Annotated in this window: 15 protein-coding genes and 1 other RNA gene; 7 read left to right on the forward strand and 9 right to left on the reverse strand. The window is 45.0% G+C overall.

Annotation, left to right across the window (positions count from 1 at the left end; translation table 11 throughout):
* Positions 1 to 5 precede the first annotated feature (5 nt).
* Complete coding sequence (locus tag GO493_RS21810) at positions 6 to 644, forward strand: hypothetical protein (protein ID WP_157308356.1); 639 nt, start codon at positions 6 to 8, stop codon at positions 642 to 644.
* Here GO493_RS21810 and GO493_RS21815 read toward each other — a convergent pair.
* Genes GO493_RS21815 through GO493_RS21835 form a run of 5 tightly spaced genes read right to left on the reverse strand, consistent with a single transcriptional unit; the run spans position 633 to position 5,984 of the window.
* Positions 633 to 1,973, reverse strand: a complete 1,341-nt coding sequence (locus tag GO493_RS21815) for a DUF58 domain-containing protein (RefSeq protein ID WP_157308357.1) — start codon at positions 1,971 to 1,973, stop codon at positions 633 to 635. The genes GO493_RS21810 and GO493_RS21815 overlap by 12 nt on opposite strands.
* Positions 1,974 to 1,985: 12 nt before the next feature.
* Positions 1,986 to 2,966: an AAA family ATPase gene (locus tag GO493_RS21820; protein ID WP_157308358.1), complete on the reverse strand. Its 981-nt coding sequence runs from the start codon at positions 2,964 to 2,966 to the stop codon at positions 1,986 to 1,988.
* Positions 2,966 to 4,201, reverse strand: coding sequence for a DUF4350 domain-containing protein (locus tag GO493_RS21825; protein ID WP_157308359.1), 1,236 nt, complete (start codon positions 4,199 to 4,201; stop codon positions 2,966 to 2,968). The genes GO493_RS21820 and GO493_RS21825 overlap by 1 nt, the downstream gene beginning before the upstream one ends.
* Positions 4,198 to 5,007 (reverse strand): DUF4129 domain-containing protein, encoded by an 810-nt coding sequence (locus GO493_RS21830; protein ID WP_157308360.1) that lies wholly within the window; start codon positions 5,005 to 5,007, stop codon positions 4,198 to 4,200. Before GO493_RS21830 ends, GO493_RS21825 begins: the two co-directional genes overlap by 4 nt.
* Positions 5,004 to 5,984, reverse strand: a complete 981-nt coding sequence (locus tag GO493_RS21835) for a stage II sporulation protein M (RefSeq protein WP_157308361.1) — start codon at positions 5,982 to 5,984, stop codon at positions 5,004 to 5,006. The genes GO493_RS21830 and GO493_RS21835 overlap by 4 nt, the downstream gene beginning before the upstream one ends.
* A gap of 144 nt (positions 5,985 to 6,128) precedes the next feature.
* Between GO493_RS21835 and GO493_RS21840 the strand changes: the two genes are divergently transcribed.
* A complete protein-coding gene (locus GO493_RS21840; RefSeq protein WP_157308362.1) occupies positions 6,129 to 6,854 on the forward strand; it encodes an RDD family protein in 726 nt (241 codons plus the stop codon).
* Here the strand turns inward: GO493_RS21840 and GO493_RS21845 are convergent, their stop codons facing one another.
* Together GO493_RS21845 and GO493_RS21850 are read right to left on the reverse strand one after the other, a co-directional pair.
* Positions 6,855 to 7,325, reverse strand: a complete 471-nt coding sequence (locus GO493_RS21845; protein WP_157308363.1) for an RDD family protein — start codon at positions 7,323 to 7,325, stop codon at positions 6,855 to 6,857.
* A gap of 71 nt (positions 7,326 to 7,396) precedes the next feature.
* Positions 7,397 to 7,834: a DUF5684 domain-containing protein gene (locus GO493_RS21850; protein ID WP_157308364.1), complete on the reverse strand. Its 438-nt coding sequence runs from the start codon at positions 7,832 to 7,834 to the stop codon at positions 7,397 to 7,399.
* A gap of 236 nt (positions 7,835 to 8,070) precedes the next feature.
* Here GO493_RS21850 and ffs point away from each other — a divergent pair.
* From ffs to GO493_RS21865, 3 genes are all read left to right on the forward strand, one after another.
* Positions 8,071 to 8,170: signal recognition particle sRNA small type (gene ffs / locus GO493_RS21855), an RNA gene on the forward strand.
* A 244-nt stretch (positions 8,171 to 8,414) separates the two neighbouring features.
* Positions 8,415 to 9,065: a fructose-6-phosphate aldolase gene (gene fsa, locus GO493_RS21860; RefSeq protein WP_157308365.1), complete on the forward strand. Its 651-nt coding sequence runs from the start codon at positions 8,415 to 8,417 to the stop codon at positions 9,063 to 9,065.
* A 280-nt stretch (positions 9,066 to 9,345) separates the two neighbouring features.
* Positions 9,346 to 10,665 carry an NAD(P)/FAD-dependent oxidoreductase gene (locus tag GO493_RS21865; RefSeq protein WP_157308366.1) on the forward strand — a complete coding sequence of 440 codons (1,320 nt, stop codon included), beginning with the start codon at positions 9,346 to 9,348 and terminating at the stop codon, positions 10,663 to 10,665.
* Positions 10,666 to 10,749: 84 nt separating this feature from the next.
* Here the strand turns inward: GO493_RS21865 and GO493_RS21870 are convergent, their stop codons facing one another.
* The gene (locus GO493_RS21870) at positions 10,750 to 12,042 is read right to left on the reverse strand and encodes a type IX secretion system plug protein (RefSeq protein ID WP_157308367.1); all 1,293 of its coding nucleotides are present in this window, start codon (positions 12,040 to 12,042) and stop codon (positions 10,750 to 10,752) included.
* 207 nt (positions 12,043 to 12,249) lie between these two features.
* Between GO493_RS21870 and GO493_RS21875 the strand changes: the two genes are divergently transcribed.
* Complete coding sequence (locus GO493_RS21875; protein ID WP_157308368.1) at positions 12,250 to 13,482, forward strand: ABC transporter permease; 1,233 nt, start codon at positions 12,250 to 12,252, stop codon at positions 13,480 to 13,482.
* Positions 13,483 to 13,488: 6 nt separating this feature from the next.
* Here GO493_RS21875 and GO493_RS21880 read toward each other — a convergent pair whose 3' ends face one another.
* On the reverse strand, positions 13,489 to 14,235 hold the full coding sequence (locus GO493_RS21880) for a TrmH family RNA methyltransferase (protein ID WP_157308369.1): 747 nt from the start codon (positions 14,233 to 14,235) through the stop codon (positions 13,489 to 13,491).
* A 164-nt stretch (positions 14,236 to 14,399) separates the two neighbouring features.
* Here GO493_RS21880 and tamL point away from each other — a divergent pair, with 164 nt between their 5' ends.
* Positions 14,400 to 16,778, forward strand: coding sequence for a translocation and assembly module lipoprotein TamL (gene tamL / locus GO493_RS21885; protein ID WP_232538968.1), 2,379 nt, complete (start codon positions 14,400 to 14,402; stop codon positions 16,776 to 16,778).
* The last annotated feature ends 28 nt before the right edge of the window (positions 16,779 to 16,806 follow it).

Raw genomic sequence — 16,806 nt, forward strand, 5'->3', positions numbered from 1 at the left:
AACAATTGAAAGGATTATTAACAGCTCTGCTGATATTGTATACTCTGGGCGCCATAGCTCAGGATAATACCGTCACCTCCGTTACCGCCAGTTATGACAACGATGCCGTAGCTGAATTATATGACCGCATGCCCATCGGCCTGCAACTGACCTATCAGAACGGACAGGTAAGAAAAACTGAAGGCTACCTGGGCGGGAACTACCGCTGGAACCGGTTGAAAATAACCACTTCCAATGGTATACTGCAAAACGGATACCTGACCATCAACAGGCAACAGCTTGCTCAGCAACATTATAAGATTGAACTTACCATCACCATGCCGGATACAGAGAAACCTCTTACCACCACGCTGACACTTCCCCACCTGGAACATATACGCTTCAACCACTATGCCGACAGCCTGAAAAGAGGTATCCGCTTCTACCTGAATGTAGAAGGCACTTTTAGCAGCGGAAAGATCTACCCGCTGGATACTGCCTCTGTAAAGTTTGAAACAGACAAAGGAAAACTGCTGGGACAGGACCTCCTGCTGAACAGCAATGATAAAGAAACCCGTTTCATTACCGTCACAGCCACCAACAAGCATGATGCTGCCATGTCTGTAACCAGCACCATACCCGTAAAACAATTATCAGATCAGTGAACGGGCCTTTAGCTCCAGGTACTTATTTACGACATTAAGGGTTAACTGCTGAGGTGGGGTGAGCAAAGACAGGATTCCATATTTGGAAAGCTCCATTACCATCTGCTTTTTCTCATAAGAAAATTTCTGCGCTATAACCTGGCGATATATATCTTCCATAGTATGTGCTTCTTCTTTCGTTATCTTCTTCAACTCTGTGTTCTCAAAGAACACTACCAGCAAAAGATGATACTTGGAAAGCCGGCGAAGATATGGCAGCTGCCGCTGCAAAGCCGTCATTGATTCAAAATTCGTGAACAGGATAAGTAACGACCGTTGTGAAAACACACTGCGTATCGTAACGCTCAGCTTTTCGTAATCACTCTCCTCCCATTGTGTTTCCTGCGCATACAGCTTTTCCAGGATCACGTTCATCTGCGTTTTCTTACTGGTAGACGGAAGAATATCCACCTGCTGCGCAGCCAGTGTAACCAGCCCTGTCTTATCCCCTTTTTGAAGGGCTATATTGCTGAAAACAAGCGTAGCGTTGATAGCGTAATCCAGCAGGGTAAGTCCTTCAAAAGGCATCTTCATAGCTCTGCCCTTATCAATTACACAATATACCTGCTGCGAACGCTCTTCCACATAATTATTCACCATGAAATTCCCCCTGCGGGCCGTAGCCTTCCAGTTAAGCCTGCGCACATCATCTCCGCGAACGTATTCCTTGATATGATCAAACTCCATACTCTGCCCTATCATACGCTTCCTGTGCACGCCCAGCTCCTGCAATTTGCCATTGAAAGAATACAGCTCATAGTTACGCAGCTGGAAGAATGAAGGATATACTTTTACGGTAGCACTGTTATCTGCTGTAACACGCCGCTGGCATAACCCCAGCGGACTTCTCACAAAAGTATTGGTATTACCGAAAGCATACTCTCCCCTTTCTACCGGACGTAAACTATAATGCAGCTCTTTCTTTTCTCCCGGCTTCAGGGCCTCCTTCAACACAAAATCTCTCATCTGGAACTGCATTGGCAACTCTTCCAGCACCTTCACAGAAACAGGGAAACGGTAGTTATTTACCAGCTTTAACAGGATATCATTATCATCCCCATTACTGAATCTTCCCGCCATAGTGCGCCCTGCCGTAAAAGGCTGCTTCCCTGCAGCAAACAACAGGAAGAGGTCCAGCAACAACAGGAAGACCAGCACGGCAATACCAGCCTGCGCAACGATATATAATGCCGGGAAGAAGTAGGTTACAACAAAAAAGATCGCTATGCTTCCCAGCGCTACATAAAAACGTGTAGTGAAAAATAAAGCCTGATAGAATGATCTCTTCATACAGCACTGTTATTATCTTGGTACATTCACGGCCTTAACGATCTGACCTATTACTTCATCTGTGGAAATGCCTTCCATCTCACGTTCGGGCGTCAGCATAATACGGTGTCGCAATACATGCGGCACCATGCTTACAATATCGTCAGGAGTTACAAAATCCCTGTTATTAATAGCTGCCGTTGCTTTTGCACAGTTCATTACTGCCAGAGAAGCACGCGGAGATGCACCCAGGAACAGCGAAGCATTGTTACGGGTTTCCTGTATCAGGGCTGCAATGTAATGCAGCAGCTTATCTTCGATATGTACCTTCCGCACCAGCGCCTGGTATTCCATGATCTGGGTAGCTGTTACCACTTTATCTATCACCCGGGTCATATCTGCAATATTGCTATGCTGATGCATCGCCTGCAGCATACTTACTTCCTCTGCCAGCACAGGATACTTTACTTCTATCTTAAACAGGAAACGGTCCAGCTGCGCTTCTGGCAAGCGATAGGTCCCTTCCTGCTCAATCGGGTTCTGCGTGGCAACCACCATGAATGGAGAAGGCAGAGGATGTGTAATACCATCGTTGGTTACCTGCCGCTCTTCCATCACCTCAAAGAGGGCAGATTGCGTTTTTGCCGGTGCACGGTTAATCTCATCAATCAGTACAAGATTACTGAATACAGGTCCGCGTTTATATTCAAACTCTCTTTTTTCCGGGTTGAAAACAGATGTACCAACCACATCTGCCGGCATAATGTCCGGCGTGAACTGCAGACGGGAAAAGTCAGCATCTATGCAACGCGACAGCAATTTAGCGGTCAGCGTTTTTGCCACTCCCGGCACCCCTTCTATCAGCACATGCCCCTGTGTCAGCAAACCGGTTATCAGCAGGTCAACCATTTCATGCTGACCAATAATTACTTTTCCTATCTGTGCCCGGATAGCTGTCACCGATTCATGCAGGGTAGTAAAATCGGTACGGGGCTGAAATGTTAGTTCCTCCATTATTTCGAGTTTAAATAAAAGGCCTGTATATTTTTATAAAATCGTTTCAAAGAATCATCACTCACCCTATCTGCTCTCTGTATCATTTCAACTTCCTGCAGGATGTCTTTCACATGCTGTAAAGGCATTACAGCTTTCCGCGAAAGCGCATCCGCAAAATTATCGTCTATCTGGTGTGTGCCCAGGTAATAACGGCTACGTATAAACTCCATCCACTGCTGTATGATCTTTCTAGCCAGGTTGGCATTGTCATGCTGCTGATAATACAACTGGCCCATTGCTTCCACAAATTCAAGGGAATTGTTGGTAAGCAATGGCTTTTCAGGGATGATACGCTGCCTGCGTTTACTTTCAAACAACACATAGATGAGCAGTAACACTACTATCAGCCATAAAGCCCAACGCATGGCAGGAAAGCGCATCAACACCTCCCATTCACTGAAATCGCTTGAATCGCGGGAACGCAGGTATTTGTAATATTCATCCCAATACACATTCTCTGCATAATAGCTCGTATATCCCAGTTGCCTTTCCATAGACATGATATTATTTCTATGAAGCAGGAAATAGTTGGTAAGAGCAGAAGGGTTCAGAGATAAAAATATATCCCCTTTACCATGATGTATCTTTATAAAGTTAGGTTGATGATTGGCATTAGTACCCAGTATAACGGTCCTGGACGTATCCATACCTGAAAAGTACCTGCCGGCAAAAATGCCTATCCTTGAGTACACTGTATCCGGCGCCAGGTTAGGATTCACAAAATGCTGAACAGAGCTGTCCACCAATGGCCAGGAAGTACGGACTGCCAGCTTCAGCCCCAGGCGCTCCAGCAATAAGCTGTCCGGTTCATTGGCAGCAATGAAGAGCTCATTCCCGTCCGTAACATAGGTCAGCATATGTTGTACATCTTCTTTCGAAGTGTATAATTTATCTGTAACAAGGATATACAGATTGCCACCAGCGGAAGATAATACGTCGTCTTTCGAATAAGTACGTGTGAAGGATTTGGTAACAATATGCGGTTTGACAGCATAATAGGTAAAGATATGCGGCAACGCCTGGTATGCAACATAGCAGCCGCCCGGCTTCTTGTCCTTATAGGAAAAGCTTTGTTGGGTAAGATCAATATCTTCCTGCTTATCTTCAGACTGTGTCCGGGAAGACAGCACCAGCAGCAGGATCACCACCAATCCCAGTACACTGAATAGTATGATTATTGTTTTTGATTTCACCTGGTATATCCTAATTCGTTCATAAATTGACTGAACTGGTTATGCACAGTCTTGAACTGTTCACTGCTTACGGGCCTTTCCCCGTACCATATATATTCATAGTCCAGTGTCAGACCGGCAAATGCCTTGTACCACGGCGTAGAGATCATACTTCTCAGGTATGCTGCATTTGTCTTTTCCCGGCTGTAGGTAATGATCTGTTTGTCTGACAGCAAACGTAATGTTTGCAGATAGAGCAAACGTACTGCCAGCCGGTATTTACCCTGTGCAATGGCATCTGTTATCTGCTGTTCATATACAGTTATTTCCAGGTCTTCGTCAGTAAGTTTTATATCTGTACCGGTTGCTGCTTCTTTTTTTGTAGAGATGTAACCGTTGCGTTTCAGATAAGTATACGTGGCTGTTATTAAACCTCCTATAAGTAGTGCCAGTATCAACCGGTGAAATATGCCGAAAAGCTGCAGGAATGCCAGATAGATATTTTCCAGCCAGGTCAGGTCTGAACGCTCCGTCTCTTTTTTCCTGCTCAGTTTATACTTCATCGCTTTGTCGGCACGCATCTCATCCATCACTTTACCAGGCACTTTACGCAGGATCAGTCTTCCGGAATAATAATCGCTCATGGTATCTGCGTCAATAGCCAGCTCCTGGTCCCAGAGATAGTGTACGGGGGCCACTGTATCCTCATCTGTATACTCTTCTTCTGCCTCCTCAGCATAGACAGTATCTGTCGGGGCTTGTGCCTTTAACAGGAAGGAGCTGCACAGAAGCAACAACAGTATATAATAAAAGCTCGCTTTCCTCATTTTACTGTCTTTATAACTTTTCTTTCATGGTCCAGACTATATCCTTTGCGATGCAGCCATATGGGATATACTATAAAGTACCCTATTATAAACAACAGTGACACCAATAGTATGCTGATGCTGGTCCACATAGGCATTTCTGTATACCTGGTTACAAATCCCTCCAGGAAAGCCGCCACAATGAATATAGGCACCAGGGATATCACGATCTTTACACCATCGCGGGCTGATGCTTTCATTGCATCCAGCCGTTTACGCGTACCAGGGAAGAGCAGGCCGCTCACCATTACCAGGCCCGCGGCGCCTGAAATTACAATGGCAGATATTTCCAGTGTACCGTGTATCCAGATAACAAGCACCGATTTCAGACCCAATCCCTTTGAGAAAAAATAATACTGGAAGGCACCCAGCATCACTCCGTTCTTCATCAGCACATACAGATTGCCTATCAGTGTGATACCGCTGACAAAACAAAGCAACGCCACCTGGATATTATTCTTGGCTATCCAGATGAACATCCACAACGGGTTGTCCTGTTTGTATACATTAAAAGGATCTCCCCTGCTAATGTTCCGTTCTGTCATGCTTATATATTCATCCCCCATTACACCTCTTACAAAAGTTTCATCATGTGCCGCAGAGAATGCAGCAAGAACACAGAAAGAGAAAAAATATAAAAAGGTGAAGAGGAATAAGCGGTGATAACGGCGGAATAATAACGGGAGCTCAAATCTGAAAAAGTTTAAAAACCTGCCGTCCCTGTCCTTGCGATTACCGTAAATATGATGATAAATGCCTGCAGCCAGGCCATTGATATAACTGGTTACCTTGCTGAAGCTGTAGAAGGTCTTGGCATAAGCAAGATCATCCAGTAAGCTGGTAAAACGTTCCGCCATCTCGTCAGGATCAGCAGTTGGCTCTTCCTGGTATTTCTTCCAGCGGGGAAGGTTCTTTTTAATGAAGGTTGACTCACGCATGGGTTATAAATTAGCCGGTAAACCATCTACATGGTTCATAGCAGTACTTTCTTGTCAGAATATACTAAAAATTCAAACTGTGACATTGTCAAAATTCCCCCTGACAGACCTTACAAACATATACATAAATTAGTAAATTCGTACATGGCTAATATAAAAATACCAACATCTTTCAATATAGACCTGGAATTTGAAACGGCCAATATGGGAAAGCGATTCCTGGCCTGGGTGATAGATCATGTGATCAAGTTTGTATATGTCTGGGCAATAGCCTACACCCTGAGCAATCTGGGTATAAGAGGAGATAATTACCTGATAGTTTATACATTGGTAGGAGGTATTCCTTTTATGTGCTATTTCCTTGTACTGGAAATACTAATGAACGGGCAAACACCCGGCAAGCTGGCATTGGGTATTAAGATCAGGAATATGCATGGAGGGAAACCCAGTCTCAGCCAGCATCTGATCAGGTGGCTGTTCCGGGTAATTGAAACCCCTTACCTTTTCATCAACGCGCTTATACCTATCATTGCCATGCTGCGCTCTCCTTATGATCAACGCCTCGGAGATATTGTAGCAGGTACAATTGTGGTGAATACGCGGACCAAAGCCAGCATTCAGGACACTATTTTCCGTGACATGTCTGCAATGGACTATCAGCCCCGTTTTCCACAGATACTTAAGTTGTCTGACAGAGATATGAATAAGATCAAAGAACTGATGGACCAGGCCATCCGTTCCAACAATTCAGAACTGACAGCCCGCGTTGCCTACAGGGTCAGAGATGTGCTGGAGATCCAGACAGAAATGCTGCCGGAAGAGTTTCTCGAAACTGTGATCAACGATTATAACTACTATACCACAAGGTAATTACTTCCGTACTACCCGGGTGCCGGTCCATTTATCATGCCAGGTGACAGTATCAAAACCCGAGAACACCTCAAACGGCACTATTCTGCACAATGTTCTGAACAGGGCATCTTTCCAGGTGACCGGGCTACCGTCCAGCCTGACAGCCCTGGTGCCTGTAATGAGCTTTCCCAGGGTCTGCCCTTTAAACATTGCTTCCGCTACTATATAATACAGCATTGCTCCTGGAAACATCAGAATCATGGCAACACTGATAAATGCACTTTCTGCATCGTCAGACACACCCAGCCCCAGGAAAATACCGAATACAAAAGCAGCAATGATAAAGACCAGGAAACCACACACGACGGCAGCTACCTGATCTATTACCAGGTTGGCGAAACGTCTTTCCATATTTGCAGGCCGGAGCTCCTGCAGGTCTGACAGATCCTGTAACAGGTCTTCTTTTTCGAAAGAGAATTGAGTTGACATAAAATTTAAGATCAAAAAGAACTGCCGGCCCATCAGAGCCGGCAGCATATTATGGCAAAGATGAAAATTTATCAGACAGCGGGAGTACCGATGCTATCTATTTTGTTATCCAGGTGTGCTCCGCCTGCACCACCTGGCCCAAGATAAACACTATCTCCAAAGGCCAGGATAGGATAAAATATTATCCCCAGGAAAATAAGCCCGACAGTGAATCCTTCTCCTTTACCAAAGCTCTTGCTAAGCAGGTTAGTATGCACGATGGCAATATAAATGTTATAAAATGGAATAAGGTAAAGAAGGAAATGCCAATCCGGTTTCCCGATAATTCTCATCAGTACTACAGCTGAATAGATCGGTACAATACTGGCCCAGCCTGGCTGTCCGGCTTTTGTAAAGATCCTCCACATAGCAACGATAATTATCAGACAGATAGCCCAGAAAAACAGCATAAATGTAAGGAATACGCCGGCCATTGCTGCTTCAGCGCCGGTACTTTCATAATTTTGCATTGTACTTGAGGTTTAGGTTAAATGTTAATACATACAAAATAAAAATAATGTTTTATATATCAAAATTTTGATACTATTATTTTTTTCGCTTATCCTTCTTCTCTATAACAGCAAATAGTGATTAATTGATCACTGTAAGATTCATTTTTGTATATTTTTCCCTCTCCAGGCAACTCAAATTGCCCCACACCTCAATTAATATTTGTTTTTTATTACAATTAGTTTACCTTTGCAACCGGCAAGTCTTATACGACCAGCTCCTGCTGAACTCCCCCAGGACAGGAATGTAGCAAGGGTAGGCGGTTGTAGCGGTGCGATGTAAGTAACTTGCCGTTTTTTTTTTCCTTTTATTCCAGGTCATCATCATAAGGGATAGTCAGTGTACTATTTTCCTAAACTACTCAAATAATATGACCTGACACTCTGCACAATACCCTCCAGCTGTTTATTTCACGTATCCGGTATACAGGTTCATCAACAATGAACTAAGATCTTTCACACAACGACAGTTGATTATAAAATATTTGTTGCGTACTATTGCAACGGCATAAATTTATTAAACAGACTAAATCATTTCACAATGAAATTCTTTATAGATACAGCAAATCTCGCACAGATAAAAGAAGCAAACGACCTGGGCGTACTCGACGGTGTTACTACCAACCCTTCTCTGATGGCTAAAGAAGGCATCAAAGGTGAAGCTAACATCCTGAAACATTACGAAGCAATCTGTGAACTGGTAGACGGACCAATCAGCGCGGAAGTACTTTCTACCGAATTCAACAGCATTATCGAAGAAGGTAAAAAACTGGCTGCCATCCACCCAAACATCGTAGTGAAAGTTCCTATGATCAAGGACGGTGTAAAAGCTCTGAAATGGTTTACTGACAACGGTATCAAAACAAACTGTACACTGGTATTCTCTGCAGGTCAGGCTATCCTGGCAGCTAAAGCCGGTGCTTCTTTCGTTTCCCCATTCATCGGCCGTATCGACGATAGCGGTTGGGATGGTGTTGAACTGATTGCTCAGATTGCACAGATATACAGCGTACAGGGCTTCAAAACTGAGATCCTCGCTGCTTCCATCCGTACTCCACTGCACATCATCAAATGTGCTGAAGCCGGCGCAGACGTTTGCACCTGCCCACTGGATTCCATCCTGGGCCTGCTGAAACACCCGCTGACTGACATCGGCCTGGCTAAATTCCTGGAAGATGCGAAAAAAATGTAGTTCATACTTTTAGATGGTATATTCCCCCGGTACTGCCATGTATCGGGGGATTTTTTTTGCCACATCATTAAAAATTTTCAGCCGCACACGGCACAAACAACCCTCTCTCAAAAATCCATTTTCAAGTCGTACATCAAAAAGAAATTAAACTGATGCAGTACTTTTTTACAATAAACTTTCATTTTTTTCTGAAAGTATTGTAACTTTGATACGCAATTATAAACTCCGGCGTTTGAAGACTTTTCTCTGATTTTATTTATTTGATCTAAATGAATGTTTTATGATTCAACCGAACATTCCGGAGTCGGGGCTCCCCCGTGTAGTTATTGTAGGTGGCGGTTTTGGCGGTATCAATCTCGCTAAAAAACTTAAAAATGCACCGGTACAGGTAGTAATGCTGGACAGGAACAACTATCACCTTTTTCAACCCCTGCTGTACCAGGTATCTACCGCCGGCCTCGAAACAGACAGCATCGCATTTCCCCTCCGCGGTATATTCAAACATCAGAAAAACTTCATCTTCCGAATGGCTGAAGTAACCGGTGTACGTCCCAATGAAAATATACTGGAAACAGGTATCGGGGAATTAAAGTACGACTACCTGGTACTGGCCACCGGCAGCACCACCAACTTCTTCGGTAATAAAGTGATAGAAGAACATGCTATTGGCATGAAGTCCCTGATAGAAGCCGTACAGATCCGTAATTATGTTATAAAACAGTTTGAAGAAAGCCTGCTCCTGAATGACGAAGAACAGATCAGGGCTAAACTGACCTTCATCATGGTAGGTGGTGGGCCCACCGGCGTTGAACTGGCAGGCGCCTTTGCAGAACTGCGTAAATATATCATGCCGAAAGATTATCCGGAACTACCGGTAGATCTCATGAAGATCTATCTCATTGAAGGTAGCCCAAGGATATTGAACGGTATGAGCGAAAACTCTTCCCAAAGATCACTGGAAAGCCTGGAGAAACTGGGAGTTACCGTATTGTGCAACACTGTAGTGAAAGAATATGATGGCAGAACACTCCTGCTCAGCAACGGCGAAAAACTGATCAGTCAGTCCCTGCTCTGGGCTGCAGGTGTGAAAGGCGTTCCGGTAACAGGTATCTCTTCCAACATCGTTCTGCCCAACGGCCGCATACAGGTGAATGAGTTTAACCAGGTACAGGGCCACAACAACATCTTCGCCATCGGAGACATTGCACAAATGGTGAACGATCCTAAGTTCCCTAAAGGATACCCAATGGTAGCACAGGTTGCCATACAACAGGGAGCTAACCTGGCAGGGAATATTTTAAAAATGAGAAAAGCCGCCAGCACACTGAACCTGAAGCCATTTAAATACAATGACCTGGGTAGTATGGCTACTATCGGCCGTAACCACGCGGTCGCTGAGTTTGCAGGAATGAAACTGAGTGGCTATTTCGCATGGATGGTATGGATGATAGTGCACCTTATGAGCTTACTGGGCTTCCGTAATAAACTCGTTGTGTTCAGTAACTGGTTCTACCGCTACTTTACATTTGACAGAGGTACACGTATTATTATCAAACGCGGAGCTGCAAATATTGTGAAACTCCGTCAGACAGTACAATAAACTAAACTAAATAAAAACGCTTTTGTCTTACGGCAAAAGCGTTTTTATTATTTGGACAATCAGCCCCTGCAGCCCAACTACTTTTTATTTTCTGCTCAGCATAGAATTCAGTGTTGTCGTAGCTACCAGTTCATCAGAACGGCCGCCCAACGCACGATAATATACCAGGATGGTATAATTGTTCTCTGTCTCCCACCAATCTCCTTCTGTAACTTTCGTATCTGGTAAACTGCCTGGCACACTTGTATCGACAAGACCATAGATATAATTATAAAATCCCTGTTTCAGGAACAAAGAACCTTCATACGCTCTTGTATTAGGGTTGTACACCATCAGATTATTCTCATTACACTCATAGTCTGTAAGCTGCCCGATGATGTACATATTATACCCCGCAAAAGGTTCAGCCGCAGGATAACTGAAATGTACCGTAGCATAGTCTCCCTCATAAAAAGGATCATAATCATCTATTGTTGCCAGGTAATAAAGCCCATTGATGTCCTTTATATACTGGTAGATCTTATTTCCTCTTTCAATATCCGGCAGGGCATATACATCTGTATGATCTTTCGCATATTCCGTATTCTTTACCCTCTCTGTCTGTAACCTGAAACTACGCAGATCTATCCACCGCCATTCCTTACCTGCCGGCATCACACAATCCACTTCCCAGTTATATTCCAGTATGTTACCCTTTACAAACAGGGGCCGGGGAAATTTAACAGCATTATCCCAACGGTAGTTCTGCAGGATCACCACTTTCATCTGGTCAAACGGATTCACGACATTCAACCCCGTCGTATTCACAGAGAAATTCACTTTCTGATAAGTACGGAAGATCTTTGGTGTTACCGGCTGCTGGATAAAACCGCTTACTCCCGCTTTATTAGCTATTACCAACATTCTGCGGGTGAATACCAGCTGACTGGTATCGCTGTCAAGGTATACCTTTAACAGATAGTTACCTGACTTTATGGGATAGCAGTTCTGGTTAGGCAACTGTACAGTATAATGCGTATACCTCTGCAACGCAATGCTTGAAAAACGGTAATCCTGTATCCTGTTCTCCGAAAACCCACGCATGTACTCCAGCTGGTTGATCTGGGCCGGTGTCCAGTCAGCATTACAGAGTATGAATGTGTAGAAGTAATTCTTGATATCGTTATCCATATCGTCAAAGCTGAGCTCCAGCTTATCACCACCATTGAGGGTGATCATCGGGTAACTCAACTGGTCTCCTGCCTGGTTGAACTTAACAGAACGGATATTCTTGTAGTAAACGTGGTCAGGACCAATGGTATTTTCCTGTGCAGCTACCGGTAAGATATATGCCAGCAAGCAGATTACAGGTGCGTAGAAGAATGGTTTTATCTTCATAATCTCATTTCAAGGAAACATTAAGGTACAATTTTTTCAACTTTGTGCCCTATCTCAGGCTGACCAACGGTCAACCTCTTCCCAAACCTATCTCACTCTCTTCTAAAATATCTCCGGCTGACCGCAGGCCAGCCTCCTCCCAAAACCTATCTCCTCCCTTTCTAAAAGAATCTTAATATTGAAAAAAGAAAGACAGATATTTGTTCTATGCGATTATCTCTATTTGTTGCCAGGCGGATCGCTTTCAACAGATCCTCCTCTTTTTCAAAATTCATCATCAATATAGCCGTTATAGCCACTGCTATCAGTGTGGCAGTAATGATCCTGGCTGTAGCGCTGGTGAATGGCTTTCAACAGGTAATCCAGCAGAAGATCTTCAGCTTCTGGGGCCATATCCACATCACCCAGTATCAACCCAATGCCGGCCCGCTCACAGAACAGGTACCCTTTCAGGCAGACAGCAATATGGTCAGGCAGCTGAAACAGGTCAAAGGCATCGTCGCCATCAACGCATACGCTACTAAATCAGCCATCATAAAAGCAGAGAAAGACCTGGAAGGAGTTATCTTCAAAGGAGTGGACAGGAACTACAACTGGAATAATATTCACCAGTTCCTGCAACAAGGCTCTCCCATACATTACAATGACAGCAGCTATGCCCCGGAAGTCATTATTTCTGCCAGCCTTGCCAAAGAACTGCAGCTAAAACTGAACGATCCGCTGATCGTTTACTTTATTCAGCGAGCAGGCCAGCCCCCACGTGCCCGCAAACTCACAGTAACCGGCATTTATAAAACGGGCATCGAAGAATACGACAAAACATATATCATCGGCGACCTGGAACTGATCCGGAAGCTGAACAGCTGGGAAAACGGCAGTGTAGGCGGATATGAGATCTTTACCAACAACTTTAACAATATACAGTCTATCGGCACCAATGCCTATGAGGTAGTTCCCGAACACCTCTTCCTCCGTTCTATAGAAGAGATCTATCCAAATATCTTTGCCTGGCTCAGGTTACAGAATAAAAATGAAGTGATCATACTGGTGATCATGTCTATTGTAGCAATCATCAACATGATCACAGCTATCCTGATCCTCATACTGGAGCGTACCAACATGATAGGCATTATAAAAGCGCTGGGTATGCGCAATTCACGTATCCAGGAGATCTTCATCTATCAGGCAGGTTATATCATCCTGGCCGGACTGCTGCTGGGAGACATTTTAGGCATAGGCATAGCCATACTGCAGAAAACCACCGGCTTCTTTAAGTTACCGGAAGAATCTTACTACATGTCTGTGGCGGCTATATCACTGCATTGGTGGGAAGTTGCGCTGATCAATATCGGCGTTTTCATAGTCTGCCTGCTGGTACTTATCATACCATCCCTCGTCACCCGGAGAATCACGCCTGTAAAAGCTATACAGTTCAAATAATGCTGATCAGATCAGCAGTCTTCCACAGATAATTCCTGCAGCCACACCTGCATTCAGCGACTCCGCGCCGCCCAGGCGGGGTATGGTGATCTTATGTGTAGCAGCAGTAATGACCTCATCGCTCAAACCGCGGGATTCATTCCCTATCAGGATGATCCCTTCTTCCAGCTTCTGAAATTCAACAATGTTACGGCCATGGAGAGTGGCCGCATAAGAAGGCAGGCCAGCCAGGTCCAGGAAAGGAGCTATCTCTGTTTCCAGTACCCGTACACGGGCAATACTGCCCATAGTTGCCTGTATGGTCTTGGGATTATAAACGTCCACACAATCAGGCGAACAAACTATCTGGCGGATGCCGAACCAGTCGGCTATACGAATGATGGTACCCAGGTTGCCCGGGTCCTGGATAGTTTCCAGCGCCAGGGTAACCTTTCCCTTAAAAAGCTCAGGTTTTATCTCTGCAGGCGCAGGCATATCCAGCAGGGCCAATGCCTGGTTAGGTGTGGTGAGCGCTGAAAGCTGCTTCAGTATCCCCTCCTCTACCGGTGTTACACGTACCTCTTTCCTGCTGGCAAGCAACTGCTCATGAGTACTGATCCATGCTTCTGTTGCATATACCTCCCTCACCGGAACCGCTTCCAGCAAGAGTTCAGGCACTATCTTATCGCCTTCAGCTATGAACTGGCCGGATTTTTGACGGTATTTTTTATGCTGTAATGATTGAATATACTTAATTTGCGCCTTTGACAACATAGTGCCAAACCTACATGAATTATCTTAATCGGCAAAGCCAGCCTGGTACCGGCACCTATGTAGATCACCTGAAACAAAGCTACTAACTATAAACAATTGTATTGACTGTGATGCAGCGGCCATATAGTTCCTCTTTACGTTACCTGAACTATTTATTCATCTTGATGACCACCGTGGTGCTGGCTGCCTGCTCCAATACCAAATACCTGCAAAAAAACCAGCTCCTTTACACAGACAGCGATGTTGAAGTAAAAGGAGAAGCTACCTCCACCGAAAAACAGGACATCCGCAGCTCCCTTACTTCGAAACAACTTATGCTCCAGCAGTCTAATACACTGTTCCTCGGCACCCGTATCAAAGTATGGCTCTACAACCAGAAACACAATGAAAAGAAATCAAACTGGTTCTGGAACCTGATGCTCTCCAAACGTAACCTGGAAGAACCGGTGCTCTATGATTCCCTCAAAACCAAGGAATCCATCAAGCGCATGGTGAGTTACCTGAACAACCAGGGCTATTTCTATGCAACAGTAGCTTATGAAGAGCAGATAAAACGTCAGAAAGTGTCCGTCACCTATAAGGTGAATACCGGTAAGAATTACGTTATCAATAAAATAGATTACGAAATACCGGATACCAATATCCTGAAACTGGTAAAAGATGCAGCCCCCCTCTCCCTTATTAAACAAGGCATGCCCTATAAACAGGAAGCACTGGGTAGTGAAAGAGAGCGACTGATGCGACTGGTAAGGAATGCCGGCTATTATAAATTTGACCGGGACGCTATAGAATTTGAGATCGATACCCTGCATAAAAACCTGTTCATGAACCTTATGAACCCATTTGAAGGGATCGTGAACGTATACAATGACCGGAAAGGACAGGAAAGGCCCAGGATGGATATAACAGTGAAAATCCATCACCCGGAAGACACCTCCATCCACTATGCATTGTACCGCCTGGACAGCATTTATGCCTACCCGGACTTCCCCGCATATGGTAACACGGCAGATTCTACTTTCAAGGAAATGCAACGTAAGGATCTCACCATCCGTTACCGCCAGGCCCTCCTCAAACCCAGCGTGCTTACACGGTCTATCCTGTTAAAGAAGGATGAGCTTTATTCCCAGCAGAAAACCAACGATGCCATTAACAGGTTATACGACCTCGGCGCATGGCAGTTCGTGACGCTGCAATACCGGGAAAACAAGTTGAAACCCAATACACTGGACGCTTATATATATCTTACCCCAAAACGCCGGCAGGAAATAGGCGCCAACTTTGAGGTGAGCACCAGCTCCGACTACCTGCTAGGTAGCGGCATCAGCCTGAACTATAAACACCTGAATGTTGGCAGATCAGCCACACAACTGAACATCAGCCTGAACACAGGTATTGAACTGATACGCAACCAAAATGATACCTGGATGCTGCAATCGCAGGAAATAGGCGGACAGGTAAGCCTGATCTTCCCCCGCTTTATCACACCATTCAGGATCAAACAGAATAACCGCTCCAATGTCAAAACCAGGCTCACTGCAGGGATAGACTACCTTACCCGTACAGACAAATTCTACATCTCCAACGTAAATGCGTCTTTCGGTTATGAATGGAATGAAAGCCTGTACAAACGCTGGATAGTAAAACCTATCTCCCTTAACTATGTAGGGGTGAACCTGAACCAGACCTTCCGTCAAACGGTTGTAAACGTCAACCCTTACCTGAAAAGAAGCTTTGAGCCGGCTTTTATTGGTGGTGAGAACGTCACTTATATCTACAGCAACAACGATCTGCTGCACAAAAGACATAATTCATATTTCCGCGCCAACATTGAAGAATCCGGCGCATGGCTGAACGGTATTAACAGCCTGTGGGGAGCTATTGCCAGCAACAATACCGACCTGGAATCCCTGACCAACATGCCCATCGCCAACTTCATAAAACTGGAGGCGGATTACCGTCACTACTGGACGCTGACAACACATACTTCACTGGCCACCCGCATTTATGGAGGCGTAGGTATTCCTTACGGCAAATCCGACGTTATGCCTTACATCCGTCAGTTCACTTCCGGCGGACCAAACAGTATCCGCGCATGGCGGCTGCGCACACTGGGCCCCGGTACCTATAAGGACACCTCAGCAACTGCACAGCTGTTTCCCGATCAGACAGGCGATATGAAACTGGAAGGCAATATTGAATACCGCTTTGACCTGATCCGCATGTTCAATGGCAGCATTAACCTGAAAGGGGCCACCTTCCTGGATATGGGAAATATCTGGATGCTCAGGAAAGATACTGTGCGTGCCGGTTCAGAGTTCAATATCCAGAACCTGTATCATGACCTGGCCATTGGTACCGGTGTAGGCCTGAGGCTGGATTTCTCTTTCTTCCTCATACGTCTTGACTGGGGTATTCCTATCAAAGTGCCTTATTATACCGGACAGAAAGATGGATGGTATCTTAGTGAATGGCAGCTGGGCTCAGGTTCGTGGAGAAGGAATAATATTATCTGGAACGTAGCTATCGGCTATCCATTCTAAAAAAAACGGTCCGCCATGGCAGACCGTC

This window comes from Chitinophaga tropicalis (assembly GCF_009758205.1).
GTDB classification, from domain to species: domain Bacteria; phylum Bacteroidota; class Bacteroidia; order Chitinophagales; family Chitinophagaceae; genus Chitinophaga; species Chitinophaga tropicalis.

What these genes read in the sequence shown, in the direction of transcription:
- GO493_RS21815 (WP_157308357.1), bottom strand. Translation starts at nt 1,973, where the DNA reads ATGAAGAGATCATTCTATCAGGCTTTATTTTTCACTACACGTTTTTAT.
- GO493_RS21820 (WP_157308358.1), bottom strand. Translation starts at nt 2,966, where the DNA reads ATGGAGGAACTAACATTTCAGCCCCGTACCGATTTTACTACCCTGCAT.
- GO493_RS21830 (WP_157308360.1), bottom strand. Translation starts at nt 5,007, where the DNA reads ATGAGGAAAGCGAGCTTTTATTATATACTGTTGTTGCTTCTGTGCAGC.
- GO493_RS21835 (WP_157308361.1), bottom strand. Translation starts at nt 5,984, where the DNA reads ATGCGTGAGTCAACCTTCATTAAAAAGAACCTTCCCCGCTGGAAGAAA.
- GO493_RS21840 (WP_157308362.1), top strand. Translation starts at nt 6,129, where the DNA reads ATGGCTAATATAAAAATACCAACATCTTTCAATATAGACCTGGAATTT.
- GO493_RS21845 (WP_157308363.1), bottom strand. Translation starts at nt 7,325, where the DNA reads ATGTCAACTCAATTCTCTTTCGAAAAAGAAGACCTGTTACAGGATCTG.
- GO493_RS21850 (WP_157308364.1), bottom strand. Translation starts at nt 7,834, where the DNA reads ATGCAAAATTATGAAAGTACCGGCGCTGAAGCAGCAATGGCCGGCGTA.
- fsa (WP_157308365.1), top strand. Translation starts at nt 8,415, where the DNA reads ATGAAATTCTTTATAGATACAGCAAATCTCGCACAGATAAAAGAAGCA.
- GO493_RS21865 (WP_157308366.1), top strand. Translation starts at nt 9,346, where the DNA reads ATGATTCAACCGAACATTCCGGAGTCGGGGCTCCCCCGTGTAGTTATT.
- GO493_RS21870 (WP_157308367.1), bottom strand. Translation starts at nt 12,042, where the DNA reads ATGAAGATAAAACCATTCTTCTACGCACCTGTAATCTGCTTGCTGGCA.
- GO493_RS21875 (WP_157308368.1), top strand. Translation starts at nt 12,250, where the DNA reads ATGCGATTATCTCTATTTGTTGCCAGGCGGATCGCTTTCAACAGATCC.
- GO493_RS21880 (WP_157308369.1), bottom strand. Translation starts at nt 14,235, where the DNA reads ATGTTGTCAAAGGCGCAAATTAAGTATATTCAATCATTACAGCATAAA.
- tamL (WP_232538968.1), top strand. Translation starts at nt 14,400, where the DNA reads ATGACCACCGTGGTGCTGGCTGCCTGCTCCAATACCAAATACCTGCAA.